Origin of the sequence: Micromonospora sp. NPDC127501, assembly GCF_040302185.1 — a bacterium.
Classification (GTDB): domain Bacteria; phylum Actinomycetota; class Actinomycetes; order Mycobacteriales; family Micromonosporaceae; genus Micromonospora.
This window is the reverse complement of sequence record NZ_JBEORJ010000004.1, coordinates 60,101-78,856: the sequence shown is the minus strand read 5'-3', so window position 1 is coordinate 78,856 and position 18,756 is coordinate 60,101. Positions and strand designations below refer to the sequence as shown.

At 71.4% G+C, this 18,756-nt stretch carries 15 protein-coding genes; 7 read left to right on the top strand and 8 right to left on the bottom strand.

What is annotated here, in order from left to right; all coding sequences use genetic code 11:
* Positions 1-70: 70 nt before the first annotated feature.
* Complete coding sequence (locus tag ABTW72_RS10400) at positions 71-1,354, top strand: MFS transporter (RefSeq protein WP_350856905.1); 1,284 nt, start codon at positions 71-73, stop codon at positions 1,352-1,354.
* A 535-nt stretch (positions 1,355-1,889) separates the two neighbouring features.
* Here ABTW72_RS10400 and ABTW72_RS10395 read toward each other — a convergent pair.
* Entirely contained in the window at positions 1,890-3,617 is a 1,728-nt protein-coding gene (locus tag ABTW72_RS10395) for a bifunctional metallophosphatase/5'-nucleotidase (protein WP_350856902.1), read from the bottom strand.
* A gap of 278 nt (positions 3,618-3,895) precedes the next feature.
* Here ABTW72_RS10395 and ABTW72_RS10390 point away from each other — a divergent pair, with 278 nt between their 5' ends.
* Complete coding sequence (locus ABTW72_RS10390; protein WP_350856899.1) at positions 3,896-4,693, top strand: alpha/beta fold hydrolase; 798 nt, start codon at positions 3,896-3,898, stop codon at positions 4,691-4,693.
* A 34-nt stretch (positions 4,694-4,727) separates the two neighbouring features.
* On the opposite strand, the gene ABTW72_RS10385 is transcribed toward ABTW72_RS10390, so the two are convergent.
* The 3 genes from ABTW72_RS10385 to ABTW72_RS10375 all read right to left on the bottom strand — a co-directional run bounded on the left by ABTW72_RS10385 (position 4,728) and on the right by ABTW72_RS10375 (position 6,910).
* Positions 4,728-5,378, bottom strand: coding sequence for a histone deacetylase (locus tag ABTW72_RS10385; RefSeq protein ID WP_350856897.1), 651 nt, complete (start codon positions 5,376-5,378; stop codon positions 4,728-4,730).
* Positions 5,379-5,386: 8 nt separating this feature from the next.
* Positions 5,387-6,166 (bottom strand): phosphodiesterase, encoded by a 780-nt coding sequence (locus tag ABTW72_RS10380; protein WP_350856894.1) that lies wholly within the window; start codon positions 6,164-6,166, stop codon positions 5,387-5,389.
* A 276-nt stretch (positions 6,167-6,442) separates the two neighbouring features.
* On the bottom strand, positions 6,443-6,910 hold the full coding sequence (locus ABTW72_RS10375) for a peptidoglycan-binding domain-containing protein (protein WP_350856891.1): 468 nt from the start codon (positions 6,908-6,910) through the stop codon (positions 6,443-6,445).
* 409 nt (positions 6,911-7,319) lie between these two features.
* On the opposite strand from ABTW72_RS10375, the gene ABTW72_RS10370 reads away from it, so the two are divergent.
* Entirely contained in the window at positions 7,320-8,729 is a 1,410-nt protein-coding gene (locus tag ABTW72_RS10370) for a diguanylate cyclase (RefSeq protein WP_350856888.1), read from the top strand.
* A 106-nt stretch (positions 8,730-8,835) separates the two neighbouring features.
* On the opposite strand, the gene ABTW72_RS10365 is transcribed toward ABTW72_RS10370, so the two are convergent.
* Together ABTW72_RS10365 and ABTW72_RS10360 are read right to left on the bottom strand one after the other, a co-directional pair.
* Complete coding sequence (locus ABTW72_RS10365; protein WP_091403390.1) at positions 8,836-9,897, bottom strand: aspartate-semialdehyde dehydrogenase; 1,062 nt, start codon at positions 9,895-9,897, stop codon at positions 8,836-8,838.
* Between the two features lie 5 nt (positions 9,898-9,902).
* Positions 9,903-11,168, bottom strand: a complete 1,266-nt coding sequence (locus tag ABTW72_RS10360) for an aspartate kinase (protein WP_030489892.1) — start codon at positions 11,166-11,168, stop codon at positions 9,903-9,905.
* A gap of 259 nt (positions 11,169-11,427) precedes the next feature.
* Between ABTW72_RS10360 and ABTW72_RS10355 the strand changes: the two genes are divergently transcribed.
* Positions 11,428-12,216: a hypothetical protein gene (locus tag ABTW72_RS10355; protein WP_350856885.1), complete on the top strand. Its 789-nt coding sequence runs from the start codon at positions 11,428-11,430 to the stop codon at positions 12,214-12,216.
* A gap of 85 nt (positions 12,217-12,301) precedes the next feature.
* A complete protein-coding gene (locus tag ABTW72_RS10350) occupies positions 12,302-12,853 on the top strand; it encodes a nitroreductase family protein (protein ID WP_350856882.1) in 552 nt (183 codons plus the stop codon).
* 13 nt (positions 12,854-12,866) lie between these two features.
* Here ABTW72_RS10350 and ABTW72_RS10345 read toward each other — a convergent pair whose 3' ends face one another.
* Entirely contained in the window at positions 12,867-13,853 is a 987-nt protein-coding gene (locus ABTW72_RS10345) for an ArsR/SmtB family transcription factor (protein WP_350856879.1), read from the bottom strand.
* A 77-nt stretch (positions 13,854-13,930) separates the two neighbouring features.
* Between ABTW72_RS10345 and ABTW72_RS10340 the strand changes: the two genes are divergently transcribed.
* The gene (locus ABTW72_RS10340) at positions 13,931-15,202 is read left to right on the top strand and encodes an MFS transporter (protein ID WP_350856876.1); all 1,272 of its coding nucleotides are present in this window, start codon (positions 13,931-13,933) and stop codon (positions 15,200-15,202) included.
* 234 nt (positions 15,203-15,436) lie between these two features.
* A complete protein-coding gene (leuA, locus tag ABTW72_RS10335) occupies positions 15,437-17,188 on the top strand; it encodes a 2-isopropylmalate synthase (RefSeq protein WP_350856873.1) in 1,752 nt (583 codons plus the stop codon).
* A gap of 30 nt (positions 17,189-17,218) precedes the next feature.
* Here the strand turns inward: leuA and ABTW72_RS10330 are convergent, their stop codons facing one another.
* Positions 17,219-18,712 (bottom strand): MFS transporter, encoded by a 1,494-nt coding sequence (locus ABTW72_RS10330; protein ID WP_350856870.1) that lies wholly within the window; start codon positions 18,710-18,712, stop codon positions 17,219-17,221.
* Between the last annotated feature and the right edge of the window lie 44 nt (positions 18,713-18,756).

Sequence of the window (18,756 nt, the reverse complement as noted above, 5' to 3'; positions counted from 1 at the left end):
GGTCCCGGTGACCGCGAGGCGTGGCCAAAACGGTTCGCGCGGCGTCAGACCCACCGAACAGAATGCCGGCATGCTGCGTCGTGCCCTGCCCCGCCGTTCGGAAGCTCGCCGGATCCTCCTCGGCACTCTGCTGTCGGCGATCGGGCGGGGTCTGACCCTGCCGTTCCTGTTCATCTACCTGACCGACGTACGCGGGCTCACCGACACCCGTGCCGGGCTCGTCATCGGCTGGTACGGCGTGGTCACCCTGGCCCTGTCGCCGCTGGGCGGGACGCTGATCGACCGGATCGGCGCCCGCCGGGTGGTGGTGCCCTGCCTGCTGATCGAGGCGATCGGCACCGGCTCGTTGGCGCTGGTCCACTCGACCGGCTCGGCCCTGCTGGTGATGACGGTGATCGCCATCGGCAGCTCGGCGATCTGGTCCGGACAGAACACCATCCTCGCGTCGCTGACCGACGACGATGAGCGGCAACGCGTCTTCGGGTTGAACTTCGCCCTGCTCAACCTCGGCATCGGCATCGGTGGCATGACCTCCGGCGCGATCGTCGACACCGCCCGACCCGGCACCTTCCAGGCGATCTACCTGCTGGACGCGGTGACGTACCTGATGCCGGCGCTGATCCTGCTCACCCTTCCCGGGGTGGGCCACCGACTCGGCAAACGTCGAGGCGTCGACGAGCCGTCGCCCGGTGGCTACCTGACGGTGCTCCGCGACCGCCCGTTCCGGCGGCTGGTGATCTTCGGGCTGATCCTCACCACCTGCGGCTACGCGCAGGTGGAGGTGGGCTTCGCCGCGTACGCGGTGCGGGTGGCCGAGGTGAACCCCCGGGTGGTGGCCTGGGCACTCGCGGCCAACACCGTGATGATCGTGCTCGCGCAACTGCTGGTCATCCGCCGGATCGAGGGGCGCAGCCGCACCCGGGCGTTGGCCGTGGTGGGAGCGGTGTTCGCTGCCGCCTGGCTGGTCCTCGGCGCGGCCGGCCTGGTCAGTGCTGAGAACGCCGTGCTGGCCGCCCTGTGCGTGGTGCTCTGCTCGGCGATCTTCGGTTTCGGCGAGACGATGCTGTCCCCGGTGATGCCCGCACTGACCAACGCGCTGGCCACCGACGAGCTACGTGGCCGGTACAACGCGATGAGTTCGATGATCTTCGGAATCAGCGGTGTGATCGGCCCAGTGACCGCCGGCCCGCTCATCGGCGCCGCCAACGGCATGGTCTGGGTGGCAACGGTGGTCGGCGGCTGCCTGGTCGCCTCGCTGGTCGCGCTCTCCCTGCGCCGGCTGCTCACCACGGAGCAGGACGGCCTCGCGACGACCGCCCCGGCGTCCCCCGCCCCCGCGGCCGCCACCGCCTGACCTCGAACACCCCTCCGCGCCCCGCGCCTCTCCGCGCCCCTCCGCCCCTCCGCCCCTCCGCGCTCCGCGCCCCGCGCCCCGCGCCCCGCGCCCCGCGCCCCGCGCCCAAGATCCGAGCAACTTCCCGGAAGTTGGTGCCTCGGGCGCGCGGGGGACAGCAACATCCGGGAAATTGCGCGCATCTTCCTCATTTGGCCTCGCCGTTGATCTTGCCGAGGAACCAAGATCGTGCTCAATCCTGGATGTAGTGGCATCCCCGCGCGCCGATGCCACTACATCCATGTTCGAGCGCGATCTTGCCCGGAGGGGCGGGCGCGGGCGGCACGGGCGCAGGCAGGCCGGCACGAGAGGCCGGGCGCGGGCGGCCAGGCGCGAGCAGGGACGGGCGGGCGCGGGCAGGGACGGGTCGGCGCGGGCAGGGACGGGTCGGCGCGGGCAGGGACGGGTCGGCGCGGGCAGGGACGGGTCGGCGCGGGCAGGGACGGGTCGGGCCCCGGAGCTGGTGCTCCGGGGCCCGATGTCGCGGGGTCGGCCGTCAGGCGGCGGGGACCTCGGCGGTGGTGCGGATCCGGTCCAGCGTCGGCGCGGAGACCGGCGACTGGGCGGTCAGGTAGGCCACGAACGCGTCCAGGTCGATCTGGCCGGTGACCAGGTTCGTCCCGCCGGTGAAGGTGCTGAAACCGTCACCGCCGCCGGCCAGGAAGTTGTTCACCGTCACCCGGTAGGTGGCGGTGGTGTCGACGGCGGTACCGCCGATGGTGAGACTGCCCCGGACCACGCGGGTGCCGGCGCACGGGTCGGCCACGGTGGCGCTGGTGCCGTTCAGGTCGACCACGTAGCCCAGCGTGGACGACGGGTACAACGTGCGGCCGGTGACGAACTGCTGCTCCAGGACGCAGTAGAGCTGCGCGCCGGTCAGGTCCAGTGTCACCAGGTTGTTGGCGAACGGCTGCACCGTGAACGCCTCCCCGTAGGTGACCGGGCCGGCGTCCAGGGGAGCCCGCACCCCACCCGGGTTCATGAGGGCGGCAACCGCGCCCTGCTCGTCATCGGTGGCGGCGAGCTGCGCGTCGGCGATCACGTTGCCGATCGGCGACTCCCCGCACGAGTTGGGCACCTGCGGTGAGCAGGTGCCGAGCAGGTTCTCCTGCGTCGTGGGGAGGGGGGTGGCGGTCACGCCGACCTGGCGGTCGGCGACCGGGCCGAGCACCGTCTTGTACCGGTTGATCAGCGCGGTCTGCCTCCGGTCCGGGGCCACGTCGCGGGTGACCACGACGTTGTTCGCGGCGGCGGAGATCACGTCCCCGCTCTGGCGATCGATCTTCAGGTCGATGTCGGTGACCAGGCGACCGAACGAGCTGGCACTGGTGACCAGCTTGCCGTTGATGTCGCAGTTGTACGCCTGGTGGGTGTGCCCGCTGACCACCACGTCGATCGACGGGTCCATCCGGTTGGTGATGTCCACGATGGGGCCGGTCAAACCGACGCAGTCGTTGATCCCGCCGGTCGACGCCTGGGCGCCGCCTTCGTGCAGCAGCACGACGATCGCCTGCACGCCCTTGCCGCGCAGCTCGCGCGCGTACCGGTTGGCGGTGTCCGCCTCGTCGGCGAAGCTGAGGCCGGCGACGCCCTGCTGGCTGACGATCTGCGGGGTGCCCTCCAGGGTCATGCCGATGAAGCCGACCTTGACGCCCTGCACCTTGTGGATCGCGTACGGCGCCATCAGCGGCTTGCCGGTGGCGGTCTTGAAGGCGTTCGCGGACAGGTACTGGAAGTCCGCGCCTCGGTACGGGGTTCCGTCGGCGCAACCATCCACCGGGTGGCAGCCGCCGTTCTGGATTCGCAGCAGCTCGGCGGCGCCTTCGTCGAACTCGTGGTTGCCGACGCTGGCGTAGTCCAGCCCGGCCATGCTCAGCGCCTCGATGGTCGGCTCGTCGTGGAACGCGGCCGAGAGCAGCGGGGACGCACCGATCAGGTCACCGGCGGCGACGGTGATGGTGTTCTTCTTCTTGGCTGCGGCGCGCAGCTCGGCAAGGTGGGTGGCCAGGAACTCGACGCCACCCGCGGTCTGCCCGGCGATGGTGCCGCTGGACCCGCTCGGCGGCTCGAGGTTGCCGTGGAAGTCGTTGAGGGCGAGCAGGGTGACGTCGACCGGCTTCGGCCGCGCGTCGGCTTGCTCAGGGCTGGTGGCGACCGCGCCGAAAGCGGCCACCGCGAGCGCGGTCAGGCCGACAGCGGCCCGACGCATCCCGGGTATGAACATGGATCTCCTCGTGAGATTCGGCGCGTACGGTGCCTGGCCTCTGGGTCGACCGGGCCGCCGACGGACGCCGTCGAAAGGGTCGCGGATGACGGTGGTTGAGCATGGCCCCCGCCTCGACAGCCTCTCATCCGGACGCCCACCGGTCGACCCGGGCAGCGCATCGGAGCAGCGCGTACGCCGGGGCCGCAATCGATCATCGTTTAACGCGGTCTGCCGGACAACGTCGGACCCAGGGTCTAGAAAGGACGGGACGGCCTACGAGGATTGGGGACGGCATCGTGAGCGGAACGACACCGGTGGCGGAGCAGGTGCGATCGGCCGACGGCACGCCCATCGCGTTCGAGCGGTCCGGTGCCGGGCCGGCGGTCGTCCTCGTCGGCGGTGCGTTCAGCGATCGCAACGCGACCCGTGATCTGGGTGCGGCACTGGCGCCGGATTTCACCGCCTTCAGCTATGACCGTCGCGGTCGGGGCTACAGCGGCGACACCGCACCGTACGAGGTCGGCCGCGAGATCGACGACCTCGCCGCCCTGATCGCGGCGGCGGGTGGTTCCGCCGCCGTCTACGGCATCTCCTCCGGGGCCGTCCTGGCCGCCCTCGCCACCGCTCAGGGCCTGCCGGTGACCAGGTTGGTCATGTTCGAGCCACCGTTCCAGGTCGGGCCGCACGTGGGCGTCCGCAAGGACATCACTCCGCAGCTCATCGAGCTGATCGCCGCCGACGACCGGGACGGCGCGGTGGAAACCTTCCTCAGCGCCTCGGTGGGGCTGCCGGCCGAGCAGATCACCGGGATGCGGTCGCAACCGGTGTGGGGTGGGCTGACGGCGGTCGCGCACACGCTGGTGTACGACGCGATCGTCACCGCCGGAGGGCGGCTCCCCGTCGAGCGGCTGGCGGCCATCACCGCGCCGACCCTCGCGGTTGACAGCACCGGCAGTCCACAGTGGTTGCGGGATGCGAGTCGGGCGGCGGCCGAGGCCGTTCCGGGCGGCCGGGCCGTGAGCCTCGACGGCGGTTACCACGACGTTCCGCCGGCGACGCTGGCCCCCGCGCTGCGCGAGTTCCTGCTCGGTTGACCGCGTCAGCGGCGGCCGAGGCGCGGCCCGCGGGTCAGCCGTCAGCCAGCGCCTTGTCGACCAGGGCAGCTACCGCGTCCGGTGGCCAGGCGCCCGCCACGCCAGGCCGGGCCGCCAGGTAGGTGGCGATCCGCTCGGCGGGCCAGCCGTGCGACTCGCGCAGCCCTCGGGCGATCATGCCGAGGTAGATCGGCGCGGGAGGTCGGCACGGCACGGCTGACGCCCCCTCGGGGGCGGTGAAGGTGAGCATCGGAACACCGTCGCGGCTGCCCGGGCAGATCAGCGTCTCGTACCGCCCCGGGCCGAGCGTGGCCCGTCCGTTGGCGACGGCGGCGTCGATGGCCGCGCCGGTCGCCGCGATCAGGTCGGTCGTGTCGCCCGTCGGCCGGTACATCTCCTGGGCCGCGATGTCGGTGAACTGCTCCAGGGTGACCAGGTAGGCGCGGGCCGCGGCCTCGCCCGGCAGGTGCGGGTCGTAGAAGGCCATGCCGCCGGTCCAGGCACCGGACTCGCCGGCGAAGTAGATGCCGCCGGGCAGTGACACGGGCGTCGATCGGCTGGGTGGACGCCGGTCGCGGCAGCCCGGGTACGTCCGCTTTCCGCCGGGTGGGCAGCCGCCACCGATGTACCAGCCCAGCCGGGCGGCGTGCATGTTCGAGCCGTAGGAGACGTACCAGGCCAGCACGACGACCCTCAGAAGCCGCAGGTCTGCCCGGCGGAGTGGCTCACCTGCACGGTATGGGTCACGCATCCGCCGGTCTCGACCGAGTGCAGCAGGAAGGCGGTGGGCTCGTTGACCCAACCGATCTGCTCGTCGGCGCTCATGGTGAGCGTGCTCTGCTTCCAGGTGCTGGGCGCCACGGTGAGGACCGTGCCCGCGTACGCGGTGGTGACCGGGCGGTGCAGGTGGCCGGCGCCGACCCGTACCACGTGCCGGTGCCGACCGATCACCTCGGCGAGCGCGTCACCGTCGGCGAGCCGGATGGAGTCCGCGGCGGGGATGCCGACCGCGACCGGCGGGTGGTGCAGGAAGATCACGGCGGGCACCTCGGGCCGCCCGGCCAGCACCCCGTCGAGCCAGCCGAGCTGTTCCTCGCCGAGTAGGCCCCCGTCGCTGCCGGGGACGAGCGAGTCGAGCACAACGACGGACGCCGCCTCGTGGTCGACGTGGTAGTAGGCCGAGAAGCCGCCGCCGAGCCACGGTGTGCCGCCGAACGCGTCGAGCAGGGACTCCCGGTCGTCATGGTTGCCGGTGGTCAGGTGCACCGGCAACGGGAAACGGCCGATCACCTCGCGCAGCGCCGCGTACTCGTCGGGCTGGCCGTGGTCGGCCAGGTCGCCGCTGATCACCACGCAGTCCGGTCGGGGTCGCAACGCCAGCACCCGGCCGAGCGCTCGGTGCAACCCGGCGGCCGGTTCGGCGGCGAGCAGGCCGGTGGTCAGGTGCGGGTCACTGAGCTGGGCGATGAGCATGGGCTCGCCTCCTCGGCGCCGGGAGGCTCCACGCTAGCGGCAGGCGCGGCGTCACGGGGGCCTACGCCGATGTGGGTGAGTTGGCCGTTGAGGGGGACGGGGCGCCGGGTCCGGCCCGCTCCGGAGGTCGAGTCACGTTCGATCGACGCCGGACTGTCAGCTGCCTTGCAGCGGTTCAGTGAGAATTCGCTGATGGCACGTGCCATTGCCGCCCCGGCGCAAGCTGACAATTTCTTGCCTGCTTGCGCCGGGACGGCAATCAGTTGAATTTATCGACTAGGCCAGTCGAACGGGAAGCACGATGCTGTTGCAGTTGTAGGTCGTCGTGCCGGTCCACCAGATCAGGGTGTTCCGGGTCTGGGTTCCGTATACGCCATCGGCGGTAATTCCCTCGGACCTCTGCGCATTCCTCAGAGCAGTCTTGGTTGCCGGACCGAAATCGCTGTCGATTGCGATGTTCTGGTTGTAGCAGTATTTCAAGGTCTGCTGCAACGTCTTCACCGCCGCGCTGTTGGCGCCCTGCGCCATACCGCAAGCGGTGCTGGCAGCGGTGCTGCCAGCCGAGGGAATGCTCTCGCCCGAGACGCCGACGTCTCCCCCGACAACCGAAACTGTCCGATAGCAGGTCGCCTGAATTGTGAAGTCTCCCGCAAGTGCGGGCGAGGCACCAATCAGCTGAACTCCACCGAACGCGAGCGCACCGAACAGTGCGGCTCCAACACGTGCTTTCCCCGTTGCGCGCATTTTTGATCCTAACTAGAGGGACAATCCAATGTGGAACACATTCACCGTAACCAAGACTCTAATGGTGCGCAAGCACTTCGCCCCGAGGGGGGCGCTCCGAATAGCGAGGGCCATGCACATAGTAGTTGATCCATCGGTTTACGTGTGCCCCTCGCACTGCCGCTCACCACCGCCCAGGACGGGCGATGGCCGCGACCGCCCAGAGCCGGCCGCCGTCCACGCCTGACCTGCGGCCCGGGCGCCGAGGGAGCGCCACCCCCACACCCCGGCCTCAATGCCCACAGGCTGCGTCCACAGCCTGTGGATAGCACGTGTGTACGAAGCCCGGCCGGTCCCAGCCGCCGTGAGTACGCTTGATCGAGCGGTTCGGCGTCGGCCGAGCTCCTCCCCTACCTGGAACGACGTGCGAGTGGATCATCAGCGAGTCATCCGTGACGTCACCGTCCGCCTGCCGATGGCGTCGAGCACGCCGGAGGCGTGCCGGTGGACGGTCACCGCGCTGTCCCGCCACACCCCGGCGACCATCTCCGTGCTGCTCGCGGTCCACGACCGCCTGCGCTGCGTCGCGGCGACCGGGGCCTGGCAGGTCTTCGCCACCGTGCCGGCGCGGACCGGCATCGTCGGCCGGGTGTACGCGACCGGCACTCCCGCCGTCGTCCCGGACGTCAGCGTCGACAAGGACTACCTGCCGGTCCGCCCGGATGTGACCGCCGAGCTGTGCGTGCCGGTGCTGGACCCGACGGGCCGCGCGATCGGCGTACTCGACCTGCAGTGGAGTGAGCCGACCGACCTGGAGCCGTGGCGGGAGACCGCGCAGCGGCTGGCCGACGGGCTCGGTGCGCGGATCGCCGCCCTCGGTGGCCCACCTGCGGAGAGTCGCAGCGAGAAGCTGCTTCGGCACGCGGCGGCGCTCTCCTCCGCGCCGACCGAGGGGGAGGTGATGGGGGCGGCGGCCCGCGCCGCCCGCGAGGTCTCCACGCTCTCCACCGCACTGCTGCTGATCGGCGGTCAGCTCGGCCCGTCCCCGGCGACGCCGAGCGACCTGGAGACCCGGATTCGCGCCGAGCTGGCCGCGGCGGGTCCGGCCGCCCTGGACCGGATGGTCGAGCGGGCCCACCGTTACGGCGCCGGGTACACGCTGGGCGAGACCGGGCATCCCCCGACCGAGGACTACCGCCCGCTGACCCGGGCAGGGGTACGCACGCTGGTCGCCGTGCCGGTCGGACCCACGGACGCCGGTGGGGTGCTGCTGGTCGCCGACGAACGCGCGCTGCGCCCGGACCCGACCACCGTCAGCCTCATGGAATTGCTCGCCGGGCAGGCCTGGACGAGCGTGGACCGGCTGCGCACGCTGGCCCGGCTGCGGGAGCAGGCCAGCTCCGACCCGCTGACCGGGTTGCGGCACACCGGCCCGTTCGGGCAGCGGATCGCGGCGGCCACCCCCGGGCGTACGGCCCTGCTGGCGATCGACGTGGACGGCTTCAAGACCGTGAACGACACGTACGGCCACCAGGCCGGCGACCGGGTGCTGGTCGGGTTGGCCCGGGCGCTGGAGGGGGCGCTGCGGCACGGCGACGAGTTGTACCGGATCGGCGGCGACGAGTTCGTCGCGGTGATCGAGGTGAGTCGCCCGGAGGAGGCGGTCCGCATCGCCGAACGGCTCACCGAGGCGGCTCGACGCATCGGCCGCACGATCAGCGTGGGCGTCGCACTGCCCCGCCCCGGCGAAACCCCCGACCGCACCCTGAAACGAGCCGACCAGGCCCTCTACGCGGTAAAACGCCAAGGCCGAGACGGCGTCCTGCTCTCCGCCGCGTAACCGCCCTCCGTCTCCGCCGATCTTGCACTCTCGGTTGTCGTTCTGTCGCCCTCACCCCTTATGCCGGCACAGAAACTGCAAGATCGCGGCAGCGGGGGGTTGGGGGTCAGGGGGTGCGGAGTTCTTTGGCCAGGAGTTCGGCGATCTGGGCGGTGTTGAGGGCCGCGCCCTTGCGGAGGTTGTCGCCGGTGACGAAGAAGTCGAGGGCGCGGGGGTCGTCCAGGGCGCGGCGGATCCGGCCGACCCAGGACGGGTCGGTGCCGACGGCGTCGATCGGCATCGGGAACTCGCCGGCCGCGGGGTCGTCGACCAGGATCACCCCGGGTGCGTTACGCAGCGCCTCGCGGGCGCCCTCAGCGTCGACCTCGGTGGCGAAGACCGCGTGCACGGCGACCGAGTGGGCGGTGACCACCGGCACCCGGACGCAGGTGGCGGAGACCTTGAGGTCGGGGAGGCCGAGGATCTTCCGCGACTCGTTGCGGATCTTCATCTCTTCCGATGACCAGCCGCTGTCCGCCGGGGAGCCGGCCCAGGGGACCACGTTGAGCGCCATGGGTGCCGGGAACGGGCCCAGGTCGTCGCCGACCGCCTGGCGTACGTCGCCGGTGCGCGAGCCGAGCGCCCGATCGCCGGCGACCTTGGTGAGCTGGTCGTGCAGGATGTCGACGCCGGACTGGCCGGCTCCGGAGACCGCCTGGTAGGAGGCGAGCACCAGCTCTCGTAGGCCGTACTCGCGGTGCAGCGGCGCGACGGCGACGATCATCGCGAGGGTGGTGCAGTTGGCGTTGGCGATGATGCCCCGGGGCCGGTTGCGGACCTGCTCGGGGTTGATCTCCGGGACGACCAGCGGGACGTCGCGGTCCATCCGGAACGCGCCGGAGTTGTCGACAGCGATCGCGCCCCGGGCGACGGCGATCGGCGCCCACTCGGCGGAGACCTCGTCGGGCACGTCGAACATGGCCACCTGGACACCGTCGAACGCCTCGGGGGTCAGCGCCTGGACGACGAGTTCCTCGCCCCGGCAGCGGACCCGGCGACCGACGGAGCGCTCGGAGGCGAGCAGCCGGATCTCGCCCCAGACGTTGCGTCGCCCGGTGAGCAGCTCACACATCACGGTGCCGACGGCACCTGTCGCTCCGACCACGGCGAGGGTGGGCAGCGCCGTCATCGGCGCTACCTACCCGTCCCCGCGTAGACCACGGCTTCGGTGTCGCCGCCCAGCTCGAACGCGTCATGGATGGCGCGGACGGCGGCGTCGAGGTCGGTGTCCCGGCAGACCACGGAGACCCGGATCTCGGAGGTGGAGATCATCTCGATGTTGACCCCGGCGGCGCCGAGCGCGGCAAAGAAGCCGGCCGCCACCCCGGGGTGCGAGCGCATGCCCGCGCCGATCAGCGAGACCTTGCCGACGTGGTCGTCGTAGAGCAGGCCCTTGAACTTGACCGGCTCCTGGATCTTGCTCAGCGCCGCCATCGCGGTGGGGCCGTCGGCCTTGGGCAGGGTGAACGAGATGTCCGTCCGGCCGGTGCCCTCGGTGGAGACGTTCTGCACGATCATGTCGATGTTGATCTCGGCGCCGGCGACGGTGTCGAAGATCCGCGCGGCGGCACCCGGCTCGTCGGGCACCCCGACGATCGTGATCTTGGCCTCGCTGCGGTCGTGCGCGACCCCGGTGATCAGTGCCTGCTCCACGGAAAGGTCCTCCATCGATCCGGTGACCATCGTGCCGGTGTTGGTCGAGTATGACGAACGGACGTGGATCGGCAACCCCGCCCGCCGGGCGTACTCCACGCTACGCAGGTGCAGCACCTTCGCGCCGCACGCGGCCAGCTCCAGCATCTCCTCGTAGGTGATGTGCTGGATGTGTCGGGCGTTGGGCACGATCCGCGGGTCGGCGGTGAAGATGCCGTCCACGTCGGTGTAGATCTCGCAGACGTCGGCGTGCAGGGCGGCGGCGAGCGCCACGGCGGTGGTGTCCGAACCACCACGGCCCAGCGTGGTGACGTCCTTGGTGTCCTGGGAGACGCCCTGGAAGCCGGCCACGATGACCACCGAACCCTCGTCGAGCGCGCCCTTGAGCCGCCCGGGGGTGACGTCGATGATCCGGGCGCGGCCGTGCACCGAGGTGGTGATCACGCCGGCCTGCGAACCGGTGAACGAGCGGGCTTCGTACCCCAGGTTGTGGATGGCCATGGCCAGCAGGGCCATGGAGATCCGCTCCCCGGCGGTGAGCAGCATGTCCAGCTCGCGGCCCGGCGGCAGCGGGCTGACCTGGTTGGCCAGGTCGAGCAGCTCGTCGGTGGTGTCGCCCATCGCGGAGACCACCACCACCACGTCGTCGCCGGCCTTGCGGGCGGCGACGATGCGCTCGGCCACCCGCTTGATCCGCTCGGCGTTGGCGACGGAGGACCCGCCGTACTTCTGCACCACGAGTGCCACGACGGTGCACTCCCTCCCAGCGACCCTGAGCGTGCCGACGCCGCCGGAACCGGGGCCGGCGGCGCGTGTCAGACCTCATGAGGGTATCCGGCGCACAACGAAGCCGGGTCAGGTGATCCCACCATCCGGCCCGGCCGGGACCGGCCGGGCCGGTCCCACCAGGTCGGACGGGCACGCCGGGACGCCCCGCCCGACACGCCGGAACGAGCCGGGTACGCGCCGGCGCCCACCTACCGCCCGCACCCACCAGAATGGGCCGGTGCCCGTCCTCATCCGCTCGGCCGGCCGCGTGCTCGGGCCGCTCGTCCTCGCCCTGCCAGCCCTCCTCGTCGCCTGCGCCAGTGAGCAGCCTCCGACTCCGCCGCCGGTCGATCCGGGGCCGGTCGAGGTGGACGCCGCACGGGATGAGCTGGCCGCGCTGGCCGCGGCGGCTCAGGACCGTCACCTGGTGGCCCAGTACGTCTACAGCCGGGCGGGTCAACCGGATCGCACCATCGTGTTCACCAGCGCGAACGACGGCAGCTGGCGGGTGGATGTGCCGGGGGGCGCCCTGGGTGGCACCGCCGACGTCTCGATGGCCAGCACGGCCGACGGGCTGTTCCAGTGCGCCCTGCCGTCGGCGGGTCATACCGCGTCGGCGAGTTGCGTGCGCCTTGGTGATCGCGACGACGCGATCCCACGCCGGTCAGACCCCCGGGTCCAGCACCTGCTCACCGACTGGCTGAACGTGCTCACCGACCGACGCGCGCCGTTGGCGGTCGCCCCGGCCGACGCGCCCGAGGGCCTCACCGGCACCTGCTACTCGGTGGATTCCACCTCGGCGTCGCTCAACGCCCCGCTGGATGTGGGCATCTACTGCTACGACCAGGACGGCACGCCGACCGGCGTCCGGACCGGGGCCGGGACGCTGCGGCTGGCCGCTGCACCCGGCCCGGCACCGGCCACCGTGCAGCTGGCCGGCCCGGTGGTGATCGACCGGGAGCCGCTCGACACCGCGGCGCCGCCGACTCCGGACCCGTCGGACAGCCCGAGCGCGGGAACGCCCTGATCTTCGTCCCGTTACGGGTGCTCTTGCCCACATTTAGCAACCCCCGCCGTGGGGGGCGAATCGCCCATACCGCACGATTCATCGCATGGCCGACCTCACCCCGCTGCTCGCCTACCGCTGGAGTCCGCTGGCGTTCCACCCCACCGAGGAGTTGAGCGCGACCGATGCGTCCTCCCTGTTGGAAGCGGCCCGCTGGGCCCCGTCACTGGGCAACCGCCAACCGTGGCGGTTCACCCTTGGTCGCCGCGATGACGAGACGTGGAAGCGGATCCTGGTCAACCTGCCCGAGCGCGACCAACGATGGGCACACCGTGCCGCCGCGCTGCTGCTCGCCGCACACGTCGACGGCGACACCACACCGGACGCCACGCCGCCCGACGGAGCGGCGTACGACCTGGGACAAGCGGTCGCCCATCTCACCGTGCAGGCCACCGCGCTCGGACTGCACGTGCGGCAGGTGCTGACCGTGGACCGCGCCGGACTCGCCGTCGACCTGCACCTGCCCCCCGACGTGCGGCCGTACGCGGTGCTCGTCGTCGGGCAACTCGGCGACCCGCTCAGCCTGCCGGCGGACCTCGTCGCCGAGGAGACCGGGTTGCGCCATCGCCGACCGCTGGCCGAACTTCTGCTCGGCTGATCGCTCGCCCGTCCTACCCGCCGCGGCTCGCGCGAAGAAGGACCGCCGCGGCGTCGGTGTTGCGATAGCGCACGTGCCGACCCTCGCGGGACCGGGACACCAGGCCGGCGCCGTGCAGTGCGGCCAGGTGTTGGGAGACGTTTCCGGCGGACATCCCGGTGAGTCGGGCCAGGTCGGTGGTGGTCAGCGCCGTCTCGAGCAGGTGCAGCAGCGCGGCCCGGCCCGGCCCGATCACCCGGGCCAGTGGGTCGCCGGGCGGTGGCGCCGTCGCCTCCCAGAGCGTCCCGACGGCACGGACCGGGTACGCGCCGGCCGGCAGCGAATCCTCCAGCAGGTTCCACAGCACGTGCTGCTCGGTGAACACCGTCGGGTTCAGCGCCAGCCCACGACCGCGGAGGTCGAAGTCTCGCTCGAACGTGTCGTCGCTGATCACCCGGTCGCCGTGCCAGCGCAGGCTCGGGTGGAGCTGCTCGAAGAACCGACCCGCGCCGCTCTCGGCGAGCTGCGCGGCCCGGTACGCCACGTCGGCGTCGAGCAGCGCCCGCATCCGCGGCCAGTCCGGGGCGATCGCCTCGTCGTACCAGACCCGCACCGCGTCGACGACCTGCGGCAGCAGCCCGCCGGGGTCGGCGAGCAGCGCCCGCCCGAACGGGCTCAGCGGTTTCTGCCAGGTCGTCGACAGCAGGTCCTGGACCACCACGGCCGGCGGCGTCGCGGCGATCTGGTCGAGCTGCTCGGCCATCTCCACGTTCGGTCGGGCCGCCGGGGTGAGGAAGTCGGGCAGCCAACGGCCTGGCACGACCAACCCCACCAGGGGTCGGACACGGTCGGCCACCTCGGGACGACGCAACGTCACCCGGGCCCGGTCGATCCAGGGCAGGTGCACCGCGTAGCGGATCGGGTTGGCCAGCGCCCACATGCTCATGACCGTCTCGTTGACAGGTGACACGGCGAGCCGTACTCCCGCCACGTCGGCCAGGCTGAACCGCAACTCGGACACACGCCCCCCAGGAACAGGATTCGGCCCAGCCTAAAAGACTCGACCGGACCGATGGGGGCCCGCTTCACTCCCCGGACATGGGGACCAGAGAAACCATCCGCACCGCCGTTCGAGACGTCGTACCGCCGGCCGGGCTGACCCGGGCCCTGGCCGTGCAGGCCATGGTCTACGCCGTCGGCAGCGGCCTGTTCCACGCCGGCAGCGCCGTCTTCTTCACCCGGGCACTCGGGCTCAGCGCCGCCCAGGTGGGGTTGGGGCTGTCCATCGCGGCGGGGGTGTCGCTGCTGGGCACGGTGCCGCTGGGTGGGCTCACCGACCGGTACGGGCCGCAGCGGGTCTGGGTGGTGGGGCTGGTGCTCGACGCGGCGCTGTTCGCGACCTACCCGTTCGTGGGTGGCTTCGCCGGGTTCCTCGCCGTGGTGGTGGCGCTGGCCGCCGTGGAAGCCGCGAGCGGCGTGGCCGTGCAGGTCTACTCGATCAACGCGCTCCCCCCGGACGAACGGGTCACGGCGATGGCGTACCAGCGCTCGTCGCTGAACGTCGGCTTCGGGCTGGGAGCGGTGATCAGCGGCCTGGTGCTGGCGGTGGACACCATCGAGGCGTACCGGGGGATGGTGTGGTTCATCTCGATGGTCTTCCTGGTCACGGCCCTCTTCGTGCGGCGACTGCCCCGGCTCCCGCAGGTGGTCCGGCCGACGGAGCCGATGAGTCGCCTCGCCGTGCTGCGGGACCGCCCGTTCATGGCGGTGTCCCTGCTCTCCGGGCTGCTCACCGCGCACCAGACGCTCTACCTGACGGTGATGCCGCTGTGGATCCTCACCCACACCGACGCCCCGAAGACAATCATCGCCGGGCTGGTGCTGCTCAACACGGTCCTGATCGTGCTGCTCCAGGTACGCGCCAGCCGGGGCGCCGACACCGCGTCGGGCGCGGCTCGGGCGTCTCGCCGCGGAGCCCTGCTGATCACCCTGTTCTGTCTGGTCCTGCCGATCTCCGGGCTGACCCGGGGCGCGCTCACCGTGGTGGTGCTGGTGGCCGCCGCGACGGTGCTGATCCTGGCCGAGCTGATCGAGTCGGCGGGCGCCTGGGGCCTCACCGCCACCCTGCCGCCGGCCGGCCAGCGCGGCGCGTACGTGGGCGCGTTCCGGCTCGGCTCCCAGGTGCAGTACCTGATCGCCCCAGTCGGTCTGACCGCGCTCGGGGTGACCACCGGCGGGTGGGGATGGTTACCGACGGCAGCGATCTTCGTGCTGGTCGGCCTGGCGATCGCGCCCGCGGTGGCCTGGGCGGAACGGACGCCGAGGCTGGGTGCCGAGGCCGCAGAGCCGGCCATGACCCCGGTCCCATAGTCCGGACCTGCCTTTCCACTCTCCGTTCCATCACGTAGGGTGACCTGGTCATGTGGCAGGCGCTTCTCCTTAGCCGCCGCGACGAGGCCTGACCGGCCGGCACCTCGTCGCGGAGTCGCATCGCGCCGTCCAGCACATCCGAGTTTCTTCTCGGCACCGCCGCGCACCGTCGCCCGGCATCTCGCCGACACCTTCCGATCTGCTGACGCCACATGTTCCAGGGAGCACTCTGAGATGGCTCAACCTGTCACCGACGCCGAGACCGATCCGATCGCCCGGCAACGCCCCAGCCGGATGCCGTACCACCGCTACCAGCCGTACCAGGAGCAGTTCCGGGTCGAACTGCCCGACCGCACCTGGCCCACCCGCACCGTCGAGGCCGCACCCCGCTGGTGCGCCGTGGATCTCCGCGACGGCAACCAGGCCCTGATCGACCCGATGTCGCCCGAGCGCAAGCGCCGGATGTTCCAGCTGCTGGTCCAGATGGGTTACAAGGAGATCGAGGTCGGCTTCCCGTCGGCCAGCCAGACCGACTTCGACTTCGTCCGGCAGCTCATCGACGACGACATGATCCCGGACGACGTCACCATCCAGGTCCTCACCCAGTGCCGCGAGCACCTGATCGACCGGACGTTCGAGTCGCTGCGCGGCGCGAAGCGGGCCATCGTGCACTTCTACAACTCGACCTCCACCCTCCAGCGGCGGGTGGTCTTCGGCCTGGACCGGGACGGCATCGCCGACATCGCCACCACCGGGGCGCGGCTCTGCCAGAAGTACGCCGAGATCCACACCCCGGACACGGAGATCTTCTACGAGTACTCGCCGGAGTCGTACACGGGCACCGAGCTGGAGTACGCGCTGGAGGTCTGCTCCCGGGTGATCGACGTGATCGACCCGACCCCGGACCGGCCGCTGATCATCAACCTGCCGGCCACCGTCGAGATGGCAACCCCCAACGTGTACGCCGACTCGATCGAGTGGATGCACAGGCACCTGCCGCGCCGGGACAGCGTGGTGCTGAGCCTGCACCCGCACAACGACCGGGGCACCGGCGTGGCCGCCGCCGAGCTGGGCCTGCTCGCCGGTGCGGACCGCATCGAGGGCTGCCTGTTCGGCAACGGTGAGCGCACCGGCAACGTCGACCTGGTGACCCTGGGGCTCAACATCTTCTCCCAGGGCATCGACCCGATGATCGACTTCTCGAACATCGACGAGATCCGGCGAGCCGTCGAGTACTGCAACCAGCTGCCGGTGCACGAGCGCCACCCGTACGCGGGCGACCTGGTCTACACCGCCTTCTCCGGTTCCCACCAGGACGCGATCAAGAAGGGCTTCGACGCCCTCGCCGCCGACGCGAAGGCGGCCGGCGTACCGATGGACGAGCACACCTGGGCGGTGCCGTACCTGCCGATCGACCCGAAGGACCTGGGCCGCACCTACGAAGCGGTCATCCGGGTCAACTCGCAGTCCGGCAAGGGCGGCGTCGCGTACATCATGAAGAGCGAGCACCAACTGGACCTGCCGCGCCGGCTCCAGATCGAGTTCTCCGGGGTGGTGCAGCAGGTCACCGATCACGACGGCGGCGAGGTCGACCCGACCGCCATGTGGGAGATCTTCGCTACGCACTACCTGCTCGACCACCAGCCCGACCCGGCGGTCCGGTTGGCCGGCTACACGATCGGCACGGCGGACGGCAAGGTCGAGATCGAGGCCCAGGTCGGTGTGGGCGGCGAGCGTCGCTCGCTCGCCGCGGTCGGCAACGGCCCGATCGACGCGTACGTCAACGCGCTCCAGTCGGTCGGGGTGGGCGTACGGGTGCTCGACTACCACGAGCACGCGCTCTCCTCCGGTGGTGACGCGCAGGCCGCCGCGTACGTGGAGTGTGAGGTGGACGGCAGGACGGTCTGGGGTGTCGGCACCGACGCCAACATCGTCACCGCGTCGATCAAGGCGGTCACCAGCGCGGTCAACCGCGCCCGCCGCTGACCTGGGCGCGACACCCCCGAAGTGGGCTTCCTACTTCGGGGGTGTCGCGGCGGGCAGTGAATGGCAGGGCTGGGACGGCGGGGCTTTCCGGGGCGGTCGGTGGACCAGCACCAGGGCCAGCAGCGCGCCGACCACGAGCAGCCCGGCACACCACTCCATCGCGCCCCGGAACGCGTCGGTCAGCTCGGCCTTCTGCTCGTACCCGCCGCCGGAGAGCCCGACGAGCAGCGGCAGCGCCGCCACCGCGAGCAGGCCGCCGGCGCGGGACGCGGCGTTGTTGAACCCGCTGGCCACCCCGGAGAACCGGTCCTGCACGGCGGCCAGCACCGACGCGGTCAGCGGTGCCACCACCAGGGTCAACCCGATGCCGAAGAGCAGCACCCCGGGCAGCACGTCCCGCCAGTACGACGCGCCCGGTCCGACGCCGCGCAGCAGCAGCAGGCCGACCGCGGCGACCACCGGTCCGATGGCGAGCGGCAGGCGTGGGCCGATCCGGGCGGACAGCGCACCGGCGCGCGCGGAGCCGACCAACAGCAGCAGGGTCATCGGCAGCAACGCGATGCCGGTGCGGAAGGCCGACCAGCCGACCACGTTCTGCAGGTAGACGGCGAAGAAGAAGGTGAAGCCGCCGAGTGCTGCGTAGACGACGACGGTGAAGAGGTTCAGCACCGAGAAGAGGCGGCTGCTGAACAGCCCGGTGGGCAGCATCGCGGCGTCGCCACGCCGCCGTTCCAGCAGGACGAAGGCCACCGCGGCGAGCACTCCGACCACGGCTGCGATCAGCACCTCGGCGGAGTCGAACCCGCGGGCCGGCGCGTCGATCAGGGCGTAGGTGACGCCAGCGAGCGCGAGCGCTCCGAGCAGGGCTCCGGCGACGTCGAACCGCCGTCGGGTCCGGTCCCGTCCCTCGGTGCGGGAGGCACTCTCGTCCCGGCTCTCCGGCACCCAGCGCAGGGCTGCGAGCAGCACCAGCACGGCGATCGGCACGTTGAGGAAGAAGATCCAGCGCCAGGAGAGCGCGTCGATCAGCCAGCCCCCGATGAACGGGCCCAGCGCGGTGGACACCCCGGACAGCCCGGCCCAGGCGCCGATCGCCCGGCCCCGGTCGTCCGGATGGAAGCTCGCCTGGAGCACCGACAGCGACCCGGGTGTGAGCAACGCGCCACCGGCACCCTGGAGGAATCGGGCCGCGATCAGCATGCCGGTGCCCTGGGCCAGCCCGCAGAGCACGGAGGCGGCGGTGAACCAGACCACGCCGATGAGGAAGACGCGTCGCCGACCGAAGCGGTCGCCGAGCGCGCCCCCGAGCAGCACGAACGCCGCCAGCATCAGCAGATAGCCGTTGATGGTCCACTGGAGATCGGCCACGTTCGCGCCGAGGTCCTGCCCGAGTTTCGGCAGCGCCACGTTGACGACGGTGCTGTCGAGGAAGACCATGCCAGAGGCGAGTACGGCGGCGAGCAGCGTGCCCCGGCCGGCGGTGGTGCCCATCCGGAGGGCGGTCGCCGGTACGGGTGCGGTCATCCCACCAATCTGCCTTGCATCATGTGGGAGACGCCACGAAACGC